At 72.3% G+C, this 18,455-nt stretch carries 15 protein-coding genes; 12 read left to right on the plus strand and 3 right to left on the minus strand.

Annotated features, from left to right (window positions below):
* Both ABZ385_RS23555 and ABZ385_RS23560 read right to left on the minus strand, forming a co-directional pair.
* Window positions 1–951, minus strand: a 951-nt coding sequence (locus ABZ385_RS23555) for a serine/threonine-protein kinase (RefSeq protein WP_358913002.1), incomplete at its 3' end; no start/stop codon positions are given.
* A gap of 220 nt (window positions 952–1,171) precedes the next feature.
* On the minus strand, window positions 1,172–1,981 hold the full coding sequence (locus tag ABZ385_RS23560) for a VOC family protein (protein ID WP_358580341.1): 810 nt from the start codon (window positions 1,979–1,981) through the stop codon (window positions 1,172–1,174).
* A gap of 156 nt (window positions 1,982–2,137) precedes the next feature.
* Here ABZ385_RS23560 and ABZ385_RS23565 point away from each other — a divergent pair, with 156 nt between their 5' ends.
* The 12 genes from ABZ385_RS23565 to ABZ385_RS23620 all read left to right on the plus strand — a co-directional run bounded on the left by ABZ385_RS23565 (window position 2,138) and on the right by ABZ385_RS23620 (window position 16,962).
* Window positions 2,138–2,785 (plus strand): TetR family transcriptional regulator, encoded by a 648-nt coding sequence (locus ABZ385_RS23565; protein WP_358580343.1) that lies wholly within the window; start codon window positions 2,138–2,140, stop codon window positions 2,783–2,785.
* Window positions 2,786–3,003: 218 nt separating this feature from the next.
* The gene (locus ABZ385_RS23570; protein WP_358580346.1) at window positions 3,004–4,041 is read left to right on the plus strand and encodes a helix-turn-helix transcriptional regulator; all 1,038 of its coding nucleotides are present in this window, start codon (window positions 3,004–3,006) and stop codon (window positions 4,039–4,041) included.
* 136 nt (window positions 4,042–4,177) lie between these two features.
* Window positions 4,178–4,507, plus strand: a complete 330-nt coding sequence (locus ABZ385_RS23575) for a hypothetical protein (RefSeq protein ID WP_358580348.1) — start codon at window positions 4,178–4,180, stop codon at window positions 4,505–4,507.
* A 383-nt stretch (window positions 4,508–4,890) separates the two neighbouring features.
* Window positions 4,891–5,928 (plus strand): amino acid--tRNA ligase-related protein, encoded by a 1,038-nt coding sequence (locus ABZ385_RS23580; RefSeq protein WP_358580350.1) that lies wholly within the window; start codon window positions 4,891–4,893, stop codon window positions 5,926–5,928.
* A gap of 69 nt (window positions 5,929–5,997) precedes the next feature.
* Entirely contained in the window at window positions 5,998–7,611 is a 1,614-nt protein-coding gene (locus ABZ385_RS23585; protein WP_358580352.1) for a radical SAM protein, read from the plus strand.
* 18 nt (window positions 7,612–7,629) lie between these two features.
* Window positions 7,630–8,970 carry an MFS transporter gene (locus tag ABZ385_RS23590; RefSeq protein WP_358913004.1) on the plus strand — a complete coding sequence of 447 codons (1,341 nt, stop codon included), beginning with the start codon at window positions 7,630–7,632 and terminating at the stop codon, window positions 8,968–8,970.
* Window positions 8,971–9,037: 67 nt separating this feature from the next.
* Window positions 9,038–10,297: an ATP-grasp domain-containing protein gene (locus ABZ385_RS23595; RefSeq protein WP_358580357.1), complete on the plus strand. Its 1,260-nt coding sequence runs from the start codon at window positions 9,038–9,040 to the stop codon at window positions 10,295–10,297.
* 88 nt (window positions 10,298–10,385) lie between these two features.
* Window positions 10,386–11,231, plus strand: coding sequence for a class I SAM-dependent methyltransferase (locus ABZ385_RS23600; protein WP_358913006.1), 846 nt, complete (start codon window positions 10,386–10,388; stop codon window positions 11,229–11,231).
* Window positions 11,231–12,457 carry a cytochrome P450 gene (locus ABZ385_RS23605; protein ID WP_358699314.1) on the plus strand — a complete coding sequence of 409 codons (1,227 nt, stop codon included), beginning with the start codon at window positions 11,231–11,233 and terminating at the stop codon, window positions 12,455–12,457. The genes ABZ385_RS23600 and ABZ385_RS23605 overlap by 1 nt, the downstream gene beginning before the upstream one ends.
* Before the next feature lie 22 nt (window positions 12,458–12,479).
* Window positions 12,480–13,430, plus strand: a complete 951-nt coding sequence (locus ABZ385_RS23610; RefSeq protein ID WP_358913008.1) for a phosphotransferase — start codon at window positions 12,480–12,482, stop codon at window positions 13,428–13,430.
* Window positions 13,427–15,592: a S66 peptidase family protein gene (locus ABZ385_RS23615; RefSeq protein WP_358580366.1), complete on the plus strand. Its 2,166-nt coding sequence runs from the start codon at window positions 13,427–13,429 to the stop codon at window positions 15,590–15,592. Before ABZ385_RS23610 ends, ABZ385_RS23615 begins: the two co-directional genes overlap by 4 nt.
* Before the next feature lie 17 nt (window positions 15,593–15,609).
* Window positions 15,610–16,962 (plus strand): aminotransferase class I/II-fold pyridoxal phosphate-dependent enzyme, encoded by a 1,353-nt coding sequence (locus ABZ385_RS23620; protein WP_358913010.1) that lies wholly within the window; start codon window positions 15,610–15,612, stop codon window positions 16,960–16,962.
* Between the two features lie 206 nt (window positions 16,963–17,168).
* Here ABZ385_RS23620 and ABZ385_RS23625 read toward each other — a convergent pair whose 3' ends face one another.
* On the minus strand, window positions 17,169–18,389 hold the full coding sequence (locus ABZ385_RS23625) for an acyl-CoA dehydrogenase family protein (protein WP_358913012.1): 1,221 nt from the start codon (window positions 18,387–18,389) through the stop codon (window positions 17,169–17,171).
* Window positions 18,390–18,455: the final 66 nt, after the last annotated feature.

The raw sequence follows: 18,455 nt of genomic DNA on the forward strand, positions 1-18,455 counted from the left end.
GCCACCGCCGCTGCGGCCCGCCGTGGCCGGGACGCGGGCCGGGGGCCGGCCGCCGCGGCGCGCCTCGATGAGGGCGACGGCCCGCTCGGGCAGCCAGGCGGAGGCGGTGCCGCTGTCGTCGTTGTCGGCGCTCTCGGAGGCGAACAGGTGCGGGGCGAGCTGGGCCTGGAGATCGGCGGGGCTCGGCCGCAGCGTCGCCTCCATCTGCATGCACGACTCGATCAGCGGACGCAGCTCGTCGGGCAGCCCTTCGAGGTCCGGGCCTTCCCGCAGCAGCATGAAGACGGTCTCGACGGGGTTGGCGCCGTGGAAGGGGGCGTGCCCGGTGGCGGCGAAGACGAGGGTGGAGCCGAGCGAGAACACGTCGCTGGCGCCGGTGACGCTGCGGGAGTCCTTCGCCTGTTCGGGCGACATGTACGCGGGCGTGCCCACGGCGACGTTCGTCATGGTCAGCCGCGTGTTGGAGACGCCGGACGCGATGCCGAAGTCGATGACGCGCGGCCCGTCCTCGACGACGAGGACGTTGGACGGCTTGAGGTCACGGTGGACGAGACCCGCGCCGTGGATGGACTCCAAGGCCTCGGCCACGCCCGCCGCCAGCCAGCGCACGGCCTGGGTGGGCAGCGGACCGTGTTCATTCACTATTTCCTCGAGCGAGGGCGCGGGGACGTACGCGGTGGCCAGCCAGGGCACGGCGGCCCGCGGGTCGGCGTCCACCACCGCGGCGGTGTAGAAGCCGGACACGGCGCGGGCCGCCTCCACCTCGCGCGTGAAGCGGACGCGGAACAGCTGGTCCTCGGCGAGCTCGGTCCGTACCGTCTTGATCGCCACGCGCCGCCCCGACGCGGAACGCGCGAGATAGACCAGGCCCATGCCGCCGGCGCCCAGCCGGCCGAGGACCTCGAACGGCCCGATCCGCCTCGGATCGTGCTGCGTCAGCTGATCCACCACTTGCCCTGCCACCTCCCCGTACGCGGCCGCCGAAGAAGACAGCCCCGTGCAGCGTCTCACCACCCGAGCCGCTACGGCGGCACGCACCCCGATTCTTCCTGTCCGAGGCGGCCCTGGCGAACCCGGGGCGGGATCGGGGTGTCCCGGGGTGTCTCGGGGTTTCTCGGGGTTTCTCGGGGTTTTGCCGGACATGGGCCCACCCGTGCGCATGTCCGGCAGCTCAGTCCTGGAGGACGGCGAAGGTCGCCCCCTGGTTGTCCCGCAGGACCGCGGTCCGCCCATACGGGCTGTCGTGGGGCGGCAGCTGGACGCGTCCGCCGAGCCGGGTCACCGCCCGGGCCGTCGCGTCCGCGTCGGTGACGTCGAAGTAGAGCAGGAAGTGCGGGGGCGTCTCGGGTCTGCTGTATCCGTCGGTGGCCGGGGACATCAGGCTGCGCCCGCCGATCGCGGTGTCGGGGCCGGCCGGGGCCCCGGCGGGCGACCAGGTGCGGAAGTCGGTGCCGCCGAGGTCGAGGTCGTGGCCGCCGTAGCCGAAGACGTGCTCGTAGAAGGGGTCGACGCGCGTCTTGTCCCGCGAGTACACCTCGCACCAGCGGTACGTCCCGGGGCGCCGCCGCCTGCCGAAGCCCTGGTGGGTGCCGGCCTGCCAGAGCCCGAAGACGGCGCCCTCGGGGTCGGCGGCGAGCCCCATCGTCCCGGCGGGCCCGACGGTCATGGGCTCGGTGACCATGGAACCGCCCGCCCCCGTGATCCGCCGGGCCAGGGCGGCCACGTCGGGGGTGGCCAGATACACCGTCCACACGGTGGGCATGCGGCCGTCGGCCTTGGCCGCGAGGGCGGCGACGGGCAGCCCGTCGGCGTACGCCTGCGTGTAGTGGGCGTACCGCGGGCCCGCGCCCTCGTCGAAGGTCCATCCGAAGAGCTCACCGTAGAAGCGCTTGCCGCCCTCGACGTCCGGGAGCATCGCGTCGGCCCAGCAGGGCACGCCCTGCGCGTATCCGCCCCCTGTGTCCTGTTCTGCGTAGTCCATGCCAGTCAAGCTAACCGCCCGCCACGGCGCCCGCAGCGCATGTATTCGAACTGTCGCTCGATTCCAAAAAGGCGCGTCTCCCCCGCCCTCCCGCACCCCAACCCCATTTGCACTCGGCCGAATCGCGCTCCGATCACCCGTCGGTAAGCTGACGGCATGACAGGACAGGTACGTACCGTCGACGGCCGCGTGGCCGGCCGGCGCGGTCAGGCGACGCGTCAAAAGCTGCTCGACTGCCTCGGCGAGATGCTCAGCTCCTCGCCCTACCGGGACGTCAAAGTCATCGACGTCGCCCGCAAGGCCGGGACTTCACCCGCGACCTTCTACCAGTACTTCCCGGACGTCGAGGGCGCCGTCCTGGAGATCGCCGAGCAAATGGCCTCGGAGGGCGCCGAGTTGACCCAGCTGCTCGACGGTCGCTCGTGGGCCGGCAAGGCGGGCTGGCAGACCTCCCAGGATCTCGTCGAGGGCTTCCTGGACTTCTGGCGCAAGAACGACGCGATCCTGCGGGTGGTCGACCTCGGTGCCGCCGAGGGCGACAAGCGCTTCTACAAGCTCCGCATGAAGATCCTCAACTCGGTCAACAACTCCCTCGCGGACACCGTCAAGGAGCTGCAGGCCAAGGGCAAGGTCGACAAGGACATCAGCCCGGCGGCCATGGCGGGCTCCCTGGTCGCGATGCTCGCGGCGGTCGCCTCGCACCAGCGCGGCTTCCAGACGTGGGGCGTCAAGCAGAACGAACTGAAGCCGAATCTGGCCATGTTGGTACATTTGGGCGTCACCGGCAAGAAGCCGACGAAGTGACCGGCACGGCGGCCGGGCGGCTCCGCCCCTACATCGCCCGTTAGGGCACCCATCCCCCCAAGTCCTGTCAACCCGACGGCGGATCACCCCGGTGGTCCGCCGTCGCGGTATGCGCGCCCGCCCGCCGCCCAGAATATTTGCGATCGTCATCGGCTGAAGCCGTCGTTCGTGTGTTACAAACATTCCGGTCGACAAAGCTGCACCTGGGGGGTGGGGGCATGGGGGAACTTGCCGGCACGGAAGAGCCGCACGCCAAGACGCACGGCATCTCGCTCGCGACGCTGATCGGCGCGGACGAACTGTGCGTCGCCGTCTACCGCGCGGTGATCTCCGAACCGCAGTGGTCCGTGGCCCACGTCGCCGAGCGGCTCGGCGCCACGCAGGAGCGGGTACGGGAGTGCCTGGACCGCCTGGCGGAGCTGTCGATGCTCCATCTCCCCGAGGACGACGTGAGTCCCCTCCCCGTCCACCCCGAGGTCGGGTTCTCCGCCCACATACACCGGTGGGAGGCGCAGATCCACACCCAGCAGCTCGAACTGGCGGCGGTGCGGGCGGCCACCGCCGAACTGGCCGCCGCTTACGCGGCCCATCAGGCCAGCCGCAGCAACGCGGGCCTGGAGCGCCTCTACGGGGTCGACGAGGTGCGCGGCCGCCTCGCCGAGATGAGCCAGCTCGCGAAGGAGGAACTGCTGGCGTTCGTGCCGGGCGGTTCGATGAGCCCGGCGGCGCTGGAGGCCAGCCGGCCGCTGGACGAGCGGAGCCTGGCCGCCGGGGTGCGGCTGAAGACGATCTACCTCGACAGTGTGCGCAACGACCGGGGGACCACGGAGTACGCCCGCTGGCTCTTCGAGCGGGGCGGCGAGGTCCGGACGCTCCCCTCGCTTCCGCTGCGCATGCTGGTGGTCGACCGCACCAGCGCGGTGCTGCCCATCGACCCGGAGAACTCCCGCCTGGGCGCCGTAGTCGTGCGCTCGTCGAGCGTGGTCGCCGCCCTGCTGGCCCTGTTCGAGATGTCCTGGGACCGCGCCGTGCCGCTGGGCGGGCAGCAGGTCCCGGAGGAGACCGACGCCCCGAGCCCGCAGGAGGACGCCCTGCTCAAGCTGCTCGCCCAGGGGCACACCGACGAGGTGGCCGCGCGCAAGCTCGGGCTCTCCCTGCGGACCGTGCGGCGGATGATGGCCAATGTGGCCGGCCGGCTCGGTGCCCGCAGCCGCTTCGAGGCCGGGGTCCTCGCCTCCCGCCGCGGATGGCTCTGACCAGGGCCGCGGCGCCCGCCGGCCCCGGCGCGCGGCCCGCGCTCGGCGCCGAGGGCGCCGTCCGCTTCCTGCCACGGCCTCAAGCTGCCCGCGCGTAACGGGCACGGCCCGTGATCGTCTCTGGGATTCTCCTCCTGTGTACGCCATTCACATCGAGGTGTCTCCCCCTGGCCCCGGTCCCGCCCTCTTCGGGCTGGAGCAGCTGACCGCCGAGGCGTCCCGCGTACCCGGCTGCGTGGTGGAGCACTTCTACCAGCCGGCCCAACCCCATCGCGGACGCCTGGGCGTCCTCTTCGTGTCCGCCGCCTCCGCCGAGGTGGCGGGCAGTTGTGTTCTCGCGGCTGCCCGGACATTGCTCCGCGAGCCGCCCCACACGACACGGGCCTCGCTCCGGATTCCGCCGCCCGGAACGCCCTCCCGCATGTGCCACGGTGTCGTTTCCGTGCCCGCCGGGCACCGCGAATAGCCCTGTCCCCTTGCTGCCTCTGCACCTTGGTGCCAGCCAACTCCCTTGAACGGTCGCTTTCCGGCCAGCGAATATGGACACGTCGCCGACACCGCAGTTCGGCCGCGCTGATCCACTCATCGCATTCAAGGGCACCAAGAATTCTCGGAGGCGTATCAATGGGCCGCAGACTTCCCACCCTTATGGCCGCCTGTGCCATAGCACTCTCGGTCTTCGCCCTGGGTGGGTCCGAGCACCCCGCGCCGGCCCGCACCCTCGCCGACAGCACGACCGCGTCGCCGCTCACCTGGGGCTGGGACTGAGCGCGGGCGAGCCCCGGGCCCGACCGGCCAAGACCGTTTGTTCCAGCTGTTCCACCAGTACAGAGCGTCCAAGGAGGACACGTGAGCGCGCAAACGACGGAGAAGGTCTCCCTCTCGGCCCCCGGTACCTGGCGTGACCCGGACTCGCACTTCGAGATCGCGATGACGCACCCGTGGTACCGGATGCTGCTCCAGCTGACCGACGTCATGCAGCGGGCCACGGCGGAATTCTGGGCTCAGCGGAACGTCCGTGCGGCCTATCTCCCCGTGACGACCGGGTCCATATCCAGCCCCATGGGCCTCGGCAGCGACTCGTCGCCGGTGCGCATCGAACTGGAGGGTGTGCCCACCTATCTGGCCGATTCCATGCAGTTCCTCCTGGAGTACGGCTGCAGAATGTGGGAGGAGGGCTGCTATTACGTCATGCCCTCGTTCCGCGGCGAGGCACCCGACTCCACGCACCTGTGCCAGTTCTACCACTCGGAAGCCGAGCTTCCGGGTGATGTGGACGCGGTGATGGAGACCGTGGAGGCGTATGTACGCCACCTCGCCGGCGCCTTTCTGAAGGAAATGGGGCCGACGATCGCCGAAGTGGCGGGAGACACCGCGCACATCGAGCGGATGCTGTCCCTCGGCGCTTTCCCCCGCGTCTCCTTCTCCGACGCCGTCGCACTCCTCGGTGATTCACCGGAATACGTGACGGAATTGGCGGAAGGCGCCAGGGGCCTGACCCGCAAGGCCGAGCGCGCCCTGATGGACAAGTACGGCGAGTTCGTCTGGGTGACCCAGTTCGACCACCTCTCCGTCCCCTTCTACCAGGCCTTCGAGCCGGGCGACCCCTCCCGCGCCCGCAACGGCGACCTGCTGTTCGGCGTGGGCGAGACGGTCGGCTGCGGCGAGCGCCACACCACCGCCGAGGAGGCCCGCGAGGCGCTGGCCATGCACATGGTCCCCGAGGAGGACTACGCCTGGTACCTGCGGATGCGGGAGCTGCGTCCGATGAAGACCTCCGGCTTCGGCCTGGGCGTCGAGCGCTTCTTCCTGTGGCTGCTCAAGCACGACGAGATCCGCGACCTGCAGATGCTGCACCGGGTGAACGGCCGGCAGATCAACCCCTGACGGCGAACCGGCAGTCGCGGGCCACGGCCCGCACTCACCCCAGGAGAGTGCACCATCGACGTCGTCCTCGTGTCCGGCCTCGGGCCGACACTGAAGAATTCCGACTACCTCGCGGGCAGCATGCTCGACCGCCAGCACGGGGCGCAGAACACGGCGAAGTACCTGCGGGGCACCCGACTCGAGCAGTTCGGCCTCGACCGGCTCGGCTTCCGGCACAACGGCGCCGACTACCCCCTGCTGCGCCCCCGTTACTACAACGTCCCCCACCTGACGACCTTCGCCGTCCAGGAGATCCTGGAGCGGGCCGGGCACCGCACCGACACCTACGACACCACCAACCTGTGGGCACAGGGCGCTGTCTCCCCCGCGCCCCAGGGGTCGTACCGGGCGGCTCTCCTGTCGACCAGCTTCATCTGGACCGAGCGCGACCTGCGGCACGCCGTCCGCTGGATCGCCGAGACCTATCCGGGCATCCCCATCATCCTCGGCGGCCAGTACAGCAACCTCAAGTACGGCTCCCTGATGCGGGCGATCCCCGAGATCGACTACATCGTCCGCGGCGACGGGGAGGAGGCGCTGCCCGCCCTGCTGGACATGCTGGAGAACGGCGGATCGCCGGAGGCGGTCCCCAATCTCGTCTACCGGCACTCCCGCGAGCTGCTCGGCCACCGGATGAGCCCCTTCCGCTACCTGGACCTCGACGCGTTCCCCTCCCCCATGCCGAAGGGCAAGTGGCGCGTCATCCCCTACGAGTCCATGCGGGGCTGCCCCTTCAGCTGCAAGTTCTGCTCCTTCCCCGCGGCCAGTCCCAAGTGGCGCTACAAGTCCGCCCAGAAGATCGCGGACGACTGGCGGCGCTACGCGGACGAGAGCGGGGCCTCCTACATCTCCGCCATGGACAGCACGTTCACGGTGCCCCCGACCCGGCTGCGGGAGCTGCTGAAGCTCCTGCCCGACGTCGGCATCGGCTGGGAGGCGTACAGCAGGGCGAACGTGCTCAAGTCCGCCGAGCTGATCGACGCGATCGCGGCGACCCACTGCCAGTTCCTGTCCATCGGCTTCGAGTCGATGAGCGACAGCACGCTGCGCCACATGAACAAGAAGGTCACGCGGAAGGACAACCTGCGCGCCTTCCGCCTCCTCAACGAGGGCGGCCTCGGCTACCGCTGCTCCTTCATGGCCGGCTACCCGGGGGAGACGCCCGCGGACTTCTCCGAGACGCGGGACTTCCTGTCCCAGGAGTACGCGGGGCACTTCATGCTCAGCGTGTTCAGCATCTCCGACGAGACCATGCCTTTGTGGGAGGACAAGGAGGCGCTGCGCATCGAGGTGCACGACCCCGAGGACCCGGACTACTCCTGGTCGCACATCGGCATGGACGTGCACACCGCCCGGTCGCTGAACCACACGACCCTCGACCTGGTCCGCCGCGTCAACGACCGCGCGGTGCTGCGCCTTTGGCAGGCGGACTACCAGCACCTGCTCATGCCGCAGCTGGGCCGCTGGGAGAACATCGCGGTCGAGAAGGCCGTGGAGCGCATCGGCATGGCGCCGCGCGACTACACCGACGCCGGCGCGGCGGTGCCCTACATCCAGCAGCAGCTCGACGTCCTCGCGCGGTACGGCGTCTCGCTCTACCCGGACACCGGCGCCTTCACCGACCAGCCGCTCTTCCACTTCTGAAAAGGTCCTGAGCCTGTCATGAGCAGCATGAAGTCACTGCGCCTGCTGCCCGCCCCGGCACGGCGGCTGATCGCGATCAACGCGGTCAACGCGGCGGGCACCGGCCTCGTCGTGCCCCTCCTGGTCGTGTACCTGCACGAGATGCGGGGCCTGTCGCTGGCGACGGCGACGGGCGCGGTCGCGGCGACCTCGCTGGGGGCGCTGGTCGGCGGGCCGCTCGCCGGGTGGGTCTCGGACCGCTTCGGCCGGGCCCCGGCGGTCTGGGCGGCGCTCGTGTGCGCGGCGCTGGGAGCCGTCGGCTTCGTGGTGTCCGGCACGCCCGAGGCGGCTCTGGCGTCCGGGCTCGTCCAGGGTCTGGGCATCGGGGGCGCGATCACCTGGAACGCGCTGATCGCCGACCAGGTGCCCCGCGAGCACTGGTCGGTGGTCTTCTCGACCGACTTCGCGGTGGTCAACGCGGTGATGGGCCTCGGCGGTCTGGTCGGCGGCCTGGTGGCGGGCCTGACCGACTCCCTCCTGGTCTTCCAGCTGCTGTACGGGCTCGACGCGCTCTCCTTCCTCGCGACCGGCTTCCTGGTCTCCCGGCAGCTGCGGGGCACGGGCCAGGCGCGTGAGGAGGCGGGCGGGGAGCGGACCCCCCAGCCAGCACAGGCGGACCAGACGGAGCAGACGGAGCAAGCGGCCCCCGCAGGCCAACCCGGGCCGGCCTCCTACCGTGCCGTCCTGCGCGACCGCAAGCTGGTCGCCCTGCTGCTCGTCGTCCTGACCCTGTTCACGCTCGGGTACTCGCAGCTGAACTCCGGCATGCCCGCGATCCTGCTGGCCGACAGCACGCTGGGCCCCACCGCGCTCGGCGTGATGTTCGCCGTCAACACCGGTGCCGTGGTGCTCGTCCAGGTCACGCTCATGCACAGGTTCAAGGACCTCACCCCGCGTACGGCGCTGGCGCTGCTCGCCGGGAGCTGGGCGTTCTTCTGGCTCCTGATCCTCGCGGTCACCGGGCTCGGCGGCGGCGCGTACGCCCTGCTCAGCGGGGCGGCGGCGATGGCCGTCTTCGCCGTCGGCGAGTCCCTGCTGGCCGCGACCGGCCCGACGCTGGTCAACAGCTGGGCGGACGACTCCAACCGCGGCCGCTACAACGCCGCCTACGGGTTCGTGTGTTCGCTCGGTTTCACCGTCGGGCCGCTGCTGTCGGGCCGGCTGGTGGAGGACGGGCACGTGGTGCTGATGACCGCGGGGGCGGCGCTGGCCCTGGCCGCGCTGGGGCTCGTCCTGCGCGGGTCGCGCCTCCTGCCGTCCACTCCCCTGTCCGGATTCGAGGACGAGTCCCGGCCGGTCGTGGAGCCGGCCGAGTCCTGACCCACTCCCCCCGCCGTGTCCGCGTACCCCCGTACCCGCACGTTTTTCGAGCACAAGGAGACCGCCGATGAGCACCAAGATCCTCGTCTGCCGCTGGGACCCGTACATCCTCTCCGCCCTGCGTGCGGAGGGCGCGGAAGTGGCGCTGCTCTTCGACACGTTCGAGGCCGCCCACTTCCACGTCGACGAGGAGGTCCTGAAGACCCTGCCGTACGTCTTCCGCATCAACAGCTTCGACGACATGGACGAACTGGGCCAGGTCGCCACGGAGCTGAAGGGCGACGGCTGGATCCCGGACCGGGTGGTGAGCCTGTCCGAGTTCAGCCAGTACGGCGCCGGGTACCTCGCCCAGCTCCTGGGCTGCCCGCAGCCCACCCTGGAGATGGCCCTCAGGACCCGCGACAAGCGGGCGATGAAGCAGGCCGTGCGCGCGGCCGGTGTCGCCGTCACGGACTTCGTCCCGCTGCGCACCTCCGAGGTGGCGCGGGGCGTGCGCCGCACCGCCGACGAGCTGGGCTTCCCCGTCGTCGTCAAGCCCGCCGCCGGACTCGGCACGCTGGGCACGAGCTGGGTGCACTCCGAGGAGGCGCTGAGCACCCTGCTCCAGGAGGCGGGCGGCGACAACACCGAGCACTTCCTGCTGGCCGAGAAGCCGGTGCGGGGCGACGAGTTCCACGTGGACGCCATCTGGGTCGACGGGGTCTGCAAGGCGCTCGGCATCATGCGCTACCTGCGGCCGCGCCTCGCGATCGAGACGGCCGGGGTGGGCAACGGCTCCGTCCTGCTGCCGCGCGAGGAGTGGGCCGAACTCTACGCCGACGTGGAGGACATGCACCGGCGCGTGAACGGCGCGCTCGGCATCCGGGACGGCATCACCCACCTGGAGTTCTTCAAGGAGCCCGGCGAGCGGCGCATCGTCTTCTCGGAGATCGCCAGCCGGTTCGCCGGGGGCGGGATCACCCAGACCTGGCGCGCCCTCGGCGACGACCTGCGCATCGCGTGGATCAAGTCGGTCGTCGACCCGGGCCGGGCGGCCCCGTACGCGGACGGCGAACCCAGCCGCTACGTGGGCTGGATCAACCTCGCCCCGAGCGAGGAGGGGAAGATCGTCGCCGAGCCGTCCCAGGCCGACATCGACGCCTTCGACTACGTCCTGGAGACGGTCCGCCAGCACGGTGTGGGCGACGAGTACGGCGAGCCGCACCCCTCCGCCTGGTGCCTCTTCCTCATCTACGGAGCCGACTCCCTGGAGCAGTTCGAGGAGCGGGGACAGGAGTTGGAGAAGGCCCTGAACGGCGGCTTCCGCACCGAGCGGGCCGCCGCCTGACCACCGTCGCCCGCCCCCGGTGCCCGGCCGTGCCGGGACGGCACCAGCAAACCGCACCCTCTCAAGTCACCTGTGAGCGAGGAACGTCATGACCGAACTTCAGTACGACCAGGCAGTCAAGGGCTACTTCTCCGAGAAGGCGGAGGCCTACGACGACGTCGACCTCCAGCCCTACTGGATGCTCTCCGACCGCCTGCTCGCGACGGCCCTGCGCGAGGACGTGCTGTCCCGGCTGCCCGAGGACTTCGCGTTCCTCGACGCGGGCGGCGGCACCGGCCGCTGGACCTCGTTCTTCGCGGAGGAGGCGCCCAAGAGCACGGGCGTGCTGTTCGACCTCACCCGCGAGATGATCCAGGTCGCCGAGGCCAAGGCCGAGCGCCGGGGCTTCGCCGACCGCGTCGAGTTCCGGCAGGGCGACCTGGCCGAGGTCGGCCAGGCCCTGCAGGGGCGCAGCTTCGACCTGGCGTTCAACTTCCACAACGTCCTGGGCTTCGTCGCCGACCCCGAGCAGACGATCAAGGACGTGGCCGCGCTGCTCAAGCCCGGCGGGCTGCTGGTGTCGTTCCTGCCCAGCGTCTGGCACGCGGCGTTCTTCAACGTGGGCATCGGGCGCCTCGACGAGGCGGAGAAGGCGCTGACCGGCCGGGGCCGCTTCACCGACACCATGCCGGACATGCACCTCTACGACGTCGAGCGCATCGAGAAGATGCACGCCGCCGCCGGCCTGGAGCTGGACGTCCTCAGCGGCTTCCCGAACCTGATCTACCCCGGCTACCAGGAGACCCAGCTGCACGGCTCCACGGACCAGCTCGTGGACATCCTGGCGGGCGAGAACTTCGACCGGATCTTCGCCATGGAGAACAAGGTCCGCTCGGCCCCCGGCATCGCGGGCCGCGGCAACAACCTCTTCACCGTCGCCCGCCGCCCGGCCTGATGACCGCGGCCCAGACCGCGTCCGCGGACCCGTCGGCGTCCGTGGACCTGATGGCGGACTCCTTCGCACGCGACCCGCACCCGCAGTACGCCGTGCTGCGCCGCACCGCCCCCGTGTGGTGGGACGCGGCCACGGCCTGCTGGTACGTCACCGCGTACGAGGACGTCAACACGCTCCTGAGGGACGGCCGGCTGTCCGCGCGGATCGGCGCCGCCTTCCTCGGCGACCACGACCCGGCGACGCTGGAGGAGGTCGCCGACGTCACGCGATTCTTCGACGCCTGGCCGATGTTCACCGACCCGCCGGAGCACACCGCCGTGCGCTCCGCGGTCGGCCCGTCCTACCGCCCGGCCGTCGTACGCCCCTTGCGTACGGCGATCGCCGAGCGGGCGGACGCGCTCCTGAAGCCGCTGGATCCGGCGTCCGCCGATCTCCTCGCGGACTTCGCGCAGCCGCTCGCGGTCGGCGTGACCTGCGATCTGCTGGGCATCGCGGCCGAGCACCGGGACGATCTGCTGGCCTGGTCGGCGGACATCATCGGTTTCATCGGGGTGCCCCGGCTCGACCCGGGCCGGGCCCCCCGGGCGCGGCACGCCATCTCCCGGCTGCGGGAGCACATCACCTCCGTGACGCTGCCCGACGCGCGGGCGGGCCGGGGTCCCGCCCAGCTCGCGGCGTTCCTGCGGATCGACGAGGACCGGGCGGTCGCCCTGTTCGCGCAGATCCTCACCGGCGGCATCGAGCCCGTGGTGGCCTGCCTGGGGTCGGCGCTCACGCACCTGCTCGGCCCGCGGCGGCCGCTGCTCGACCAGGTCCGGCGCGGGGAGCTGGACGTCACCCGGCTCGTGGAGGAGGCGCTGCGGCTCGAAGCGCCCTTCCACTTCGTGCCGAGGACCGCGGTGCGGCCCGTCGAGGTGCGGGGGCGGGTGATCGAGGCGGGGCAGCGGGTGGCGCTGGTCGTCGCGGCCGCCAACCGGGACCCGGAGGTGTTCGCCGAGCCGGACCGCTTCCGCCTGCCCCCGCCGGACCGGGACGAGCGCCCGCAGCTGGCGTTCGGGGCCGGGCACCACTTCTGCCTGGGGGCGGGCCTGGCACGGCTGACCCTGGCGGAGGCGATCCGCGCGGTGGCCGAGTGGGTCGGGTCCGGCGAGGTCGGCGAGGTCGGCGCGGAGCGGGCACCGGCCTTCGGGCACACCGTGTGGCGTCGTATGGGAGTGGGGTACTGATCCGGTGCTGTGGACTCCGCGCATGGAATGGGACGCGCTGCCCGGCGGGTTGCGCCGACGCGTCGAGGAGCGTCTCGGCTCGCCGGTGGTGCGCGTGGACGCGATCACCGGGGGCTTCTCGGCGGGCTTCGCAGGCATCGTCCGCACCGCCGGGCGGTCCCTGTTCGTCAAGGCCACCTCGGAGGCGGTGAACAGCCACGGCCGGGGCCTCTACCGCCAGGAGTGGCTCGCCTGTGAGCACCTGGCGCGGGACGCCCTGGACCCCGGCTTCGCCTGGGCGTTCGACTGGGACGACTGGACGGTGCTCGCCTTCCGGGCCGTCGACGGCCGCATCTGCTCGCCCGAGTGGCCGGCCGGGCAGCTGGCGGAGGTGCTGCGGCACCTGGCCGCGCACAGGACGGCGGCGCCGACCGGGCTGCCGCCGCTGGACGCCTACTTCGGGGACGCGTTCGCCGCCTGGGCCGCCCTCGACGCGGACCCCTCCTTCGACGCCTGGCCCACCGACGACACGGGCGGCGCCCTGCTCCCCGTACCGGAGTGGGTGGCCCTGTCGGAACACGCCCGCGGCGCCTTCGCGGGCGAGGAGCTGCTCCACGCCGATCTGCGCGCCGACAACGTGCTGTGGACCGGCGGCGCCCCGGTGGTCGTCGACTGGGCGTACGCCTGCCGCGGCGCGGCGGTGTTCGACCCGCTGTACCTGCTCCTGGAGGTGGCCTGCCGGTGGGCGGCGCCGCCCGAGGAGGCGCTGGCCGGGGTGCTGAAGGAGTACGGCCGTTCCGCCGAGGACGCCACCGCCCTGCTCGCGGTCTTCGCCGGATGGTTCACCTGGATGTCCCGGATGCCTCCCCCGCCGGGGCTGCCGACGCTGCGGGCGTTCCAGCGCGGCATGGCGGACGCGGCACTCGGCTGGTTCGCCCTCCGGACGGGGCGCACCCATGGATCACGACAGCACGGAAGGACGACACTGACATGACGGAGACCGCCCCGGGGCCGGCGCCCACCCTCGATCCCGGGATACGGGAGCGGCTGTTCGACACCGCGAGTTCCGTGGGGGACAGCCCCGCGACCCGCGCTGTGGTCCTCGGGTTCCTGGAGACGCTCACCGGGCGGGGCTACCGGCTGACGCCGCCGGTCTCCCTCGTCGAGGCCGACGCCACCGTCGCGTTCGTCAACGCCACCGTCACCCCGTACAAGGACACCCTCGCGGCCGGCCGCGGCATCGGCCGGATCTGCCACTACCAGCCGTGTTTCCGCGCCCACGGCGAACACCCCTGGCTGTTCGCCTTCGGCATGACCGGCCTGCTCGCCGACATCGACAGCGACGACGACCTGCGGTGCGTCACGGTGGACAGCCACCTCGCCACCCTCGCCGCGCTCCCCGACCACCGCGCCGACCGCCTCCACATCCTCGTCGACTCCCAGGACGCGGACCTGGCCGCACAGGTGGCGGCGGCCGTCGCCGAGCACGGCGGCCGGCTCCACGTGCTCGACGCCCCGCAGGTGTCCACCCGCTGGGAGTACGGCGAGGGCTACGACCTGCGCGGGCGCGGCATCACCTACTACTACCGGCGCCCCGACGTCGGCTGTGCCACGGAGTGCCGGCCCGACTGCCGGTGCGCACGCTGGCAGCCGCTGTCCAACCTGATCCTCGTCGAGGCCGCCGAGCGCCGCTACGCCGAGGTCGGGTTCGGCGTGGAGATCACCGCCGCGATCCCCTTCGGACCGAACGCCTACTCCCTGCCCGAGATCGCCGGGCGCGTCGAGGCCGCCGAGGAGGCGGGCCTGACCCGGGAGCAGGCGGCCGACGCCGTCAACCTCTACCGGGCGCTCGCCCTGCTGATCGAGCACGGCGCCCGTCCGGCGGGCAAGGGCCCGGGCTCCGTCGTACGCAAGTTCGTGCTGCGGCTCCTGGAGCTGCTCGCGCCCTTGAGCGCCCGGCAGACCGAGGCGCTCCTCGGCCGGTTCGGTGCCTCCGCCGACTTCCGCGCCGCGTTGGACGCCGAGGCGGAGCGCCGGGCCCGCGTCATGGCGCGCAACCTCAAGACCGCGGCGGCCGTACTGGACCGGAACCCGCAGACCCCCGACGCCGACCTCCGCGCCACCTACGGCCTCTCCGAGGCCCAGACGCGCACCCTGCGCGAGGCGCGGCTGCGCCCGCCGCGCCTGCGCGAGGGCGACGCGGTCACCGTGGTGTCGCCGTCGTGGCAGGGAGCGGCGGTCTTCCCCGACCGCGCCGCCCGAGGCCTGAAAGACCTGTCCGCCCGCACGGGCCTGCGGGTGACCCAGGCACCGCCCGTCGCCGGACCCGAGGCCGGGTCGCGGCACGCGCGGGCGCGGGAGTTCAACGCGGCGCTGCGGGACCCGGACGTCAAGGGCGTCCTGTGGATGATCGGCGGCCTCAACGCCACGGAGCTGCTCGACCTGATCGACTACGACGCGTTCGCCGCGCACCCCAAGGTCCTGTGCGGCTACTCCGACGCCACCGTGCTGCACCACGCGCTGTACGCCCGCACCGGAGCGACCACGTTCTACGGGCCGGCCGTCCTGTCGGAGTTCGCCGAGACCGGGGGGACGCCGGAGTTCACGCTGCGCTCGTTCCTCGACGTCACCACGCGTGGCTGGACCGGGTCGTTCCCCCGCTCCCCCGAGGTGCTCGACGAGTTCGTGGACTGGGCGGGCGAGGACCGGGCGCGCGTGGCCGAAGCGGCGCCCGCGCGGACCGTGCTGCGGCCCGGCACGGGCCAGGGACCGCTGCTGGCCGGCTGCGTCCCGAGCCTCCTGCAGCTCCTCGGCACCCCCTGGCTGCCCGATTACGCGGGGCACGTGCTGGCGTTGGAACTCACCACCGATGACGGCTACGGGCCCGCGCACGCCGCCCGTGACCTGTGGCAGATGCGGCACGCGGGGCTGCTCGACCGGGCCGCCGGGCTCGTCCTCGGCAGGCCCCGGCTCTGGAGTGCCGAGCAGCGGGCGCAGCTGGACCGCGCGCTGCTGGAGGTCTGCCACGGGCTCGCCTTCCCGATCGTGACGGAGTTCGAGTTCGGGCACACCGATCCCGTCCTGACCCTGCCGGTCGGTGTCCCCGTCGAACTGGACGGGGACGACCTGCGCCTGCTGGAACCGGCTGTCCGCTGACCGAAGTAGGAGAACTCATGCGTCTGTCGTCCGTCGGCACCAAGCTGGCCGGCCTCTCCGGTCTGCGGAGCATCATGGAGGACGTCGCCTCCAGCACCGCGGGCGCGGCGGAGGGGGAGTGGCTGAACCTGAGCGTGGGCAACCCCGCCGTGATCCCCGAGGCCCGGGAGATGTGGCGGGAGGCTCTGTCGACGGCGCTGGCGCAGGAGTTCGACCAGGTCAGCTGCCGCTACGGCGCTTCCCGTGGGAACGCCGCGCTCGTGGCGGCCATAGCCGACTACTTCCGGGCGGCGTACGGCTGGGATCTCGGCCCGGAGAACATCGTGGTCGGGCCGGGCAGCCAGATGGTGTGCTTCGCGGCGGCGGCGCTGTTCGCGGGCCCGGGCGCGGGCGCGGGTGCGGGCGCCGACTCCGGTGCCGGTGCCGACTCCTCTTCCTCTTCCGGTTCCGGCTCCGGCTCCGGCTCCGAGGTGATGCGCCGCCTGGTGCTGCCCCTGACTCCCGACTACACCGGCTATCAGGGCCTGTGCATGCACGAGGACGGCGTGGTGGGCCTCGCGCCCCGGGTCGGGACGGAGGGGGCCCATCGGTTCCGCTACTCCCTGGATCTCGACGCCCTCGCGCGCCGGCGGGACATCGGGATGCTGCTCATCTCCAGCCCCGGGAACCCCACCGGCAGATCCATCGACCAGGCCGACCTGGACGGCCTGATCGCGGTCGCCGCGGACCGCGACGTACCGCTCTTCGTCGACCACGCCTACGGCGCGCCGTTCCCGAGGATCGCCGACGTACAGGTCGAGCCGGTGTGGCACGAGAACGTCGTCAACTGCTTCTCCGTCTCGAAGGCCGGGCTCCCCGGTGAACGGGTCGGCTTCGCGATCGGCGCACCTCAGTACGTGGGTGCGCTGGCCGCCTTCATGTCCAACTCCGTGCTGCACGCTCCGCAGCTGCCCCAGGCCGCCGTGGCGCACGTGCTGCGCGGCGGGCGGCTGGACGAGGTCACGCGGGAGGCCATCGCCCCGCACTACCGCGAGAAGAAGCGGTTCATGGCCGAACTGCTCGAGGAGCAGCTGCCGAGCGGTCTGAACTGGCGGCTGCACTCCGGGGCCGGCGGGATGTTCGCCTGGGTGTGGATCGACCATCCGTGGTTCGACGACATGGAGCTGTACCGGCGCCTCAAGGAGAAGCGGGTGTTCGTCGTCCCGGGCCGGCACTTCTTCGTGGGCACACCGTCCGACCCCCTCCCGGAGGGCCACGCCACGCGCTGCTTCCGCATGAGCGTGAGCGCCCCCGAGAAGGTGATCGTCGAGGGCGTGCAGCGCCTGGCGGACACGCTGGAGGAGATGCGTGCGGAGGCGGACGACGCCTGATGCCCCGGGCCTCGCGGAACCCTGACGGGGCGGGCATACGGGGTGACGCTCGTGCCCTAGGGGTGCCTCAGTTGCCCTACGGGGCGTGCCGCGCGGGACCGGCCGCGCCCTACGGGACGCCTGCCGTGCCCTACGGGGTGCCCTCCCCGGCCCTACGGGGCGTGCCGTCGCGGGAGCGTCGCCGTGTCCCTACGGGGTGGCCGGACTCACCTCCCCGGGGCACCCACCCCCTCGGCGCCGAACAGGCCCGCCCCGTCGGCCGCGCGTGAGCGCAGGCGGTGCGGGGGCCCGAAGAGCAGCTCGTCCCCGGCCGCGCGCTTGAAGTACAGGTGTGCCTCGTGCTCCCACGTGAAGCCGATGCCGCCGTGCAGCTGCACGGTCTCCGAGGCGGCGAGACGCAGCGCGTCGAGCCCCTGCGCGAGCGCGAGCCCGCCGGCCCGTTCGGCGCCCGGCCCCTCCGTCCCGGCGGCCCGCGCCCCCGCCGCCCACGCCGCGTAGGAGACGGCCGAGCGCGCCGCCTGGACCTGTACGTACACCTCGGCGAGGCGGTGTTTCACCGCCTGGAACGAGCCGATCGGCCGCCCGAACTGTTCCCGGCGGCGCACATGGTCCAGGGTGCGCTCCAGCGCGCGCTCGGCCGCCCCGACGGCCTCGGCGGCCAGGACGGTGGCGGCGGCGTCCCCGACGGCGGCGAGCACACCGGGTACGTCACCGTCGTCGTCTCCCAGCAACTCGGCGCGCACATCCCGCAGTTCGACGCGCGCCTGGGCGCGGGTCTCGTCGAGTGAGGTCCGGCGCGTCCGTGCCATGCCGGGCGCCCCTTCCCGTACGAGGAAGAGGCGCGTCCGGGACCGGGCGAAGCCACCCGCGTGCGCGGCGACGACCAGCAGCCCCGCGCTGTGCCCGTCGAGCACCTGCTCGGCCTGCCCGTACAGCCGCCACCGCCCGTCGCGGATCCGGGCCTGGACACCGCCCGCGCGGCCGCCGCCCGCCCAGTCGCCGCGGTTGTCGCCGACCAGGCCGAGCGCGGTGGCGAGCCCGGCGCCGGGCACGGCGAGGGTCGCGGTCAGCTCGCCCGCCGCGATCCGGGGCAGCAGCGCGGCACGCTGCTCGCCGGTGCCGAGGGCGAGGACGAGCGGGGCGGCGAGGACGGCGGTGGCGAACAGCGGCGACGGGGCCAGGACGCGCCCCAACTCCTCGCCGACGACGGCGAGGTCCGCCACCGCGCAGCCCACGCCTCCGTACGCCTCCGGGAGCGCGAGACCGGGCAGACCGAGCTGTTCGGCGAGGACGGCCCACAGGGCGGTGTCATGACCGGCGGGGGTGCGCACGGCGGCCTTGACCTCGTCGGGGCCGCAGCGTTGGGCGAGGAGGTCGCGAAGGGTGCGGCGGATCTCCTCCTGCTCGGCGCTGAAAGCGGCGTCCATCGGCGGGCTCCTCCCCGGGCCCGGCGGCGGCCGGACCACGACTGACGGACATCTGTCGGGACGTCC

Source organism: Streptomyces sp. NPDC005898, from assembly GCF_040629635.1.
Taxonomy (GTDB): Bacteria; Actinomycetota; Actinomycetes; order Streptomycetales; family Streptomycetaceae; genus Streptomyces.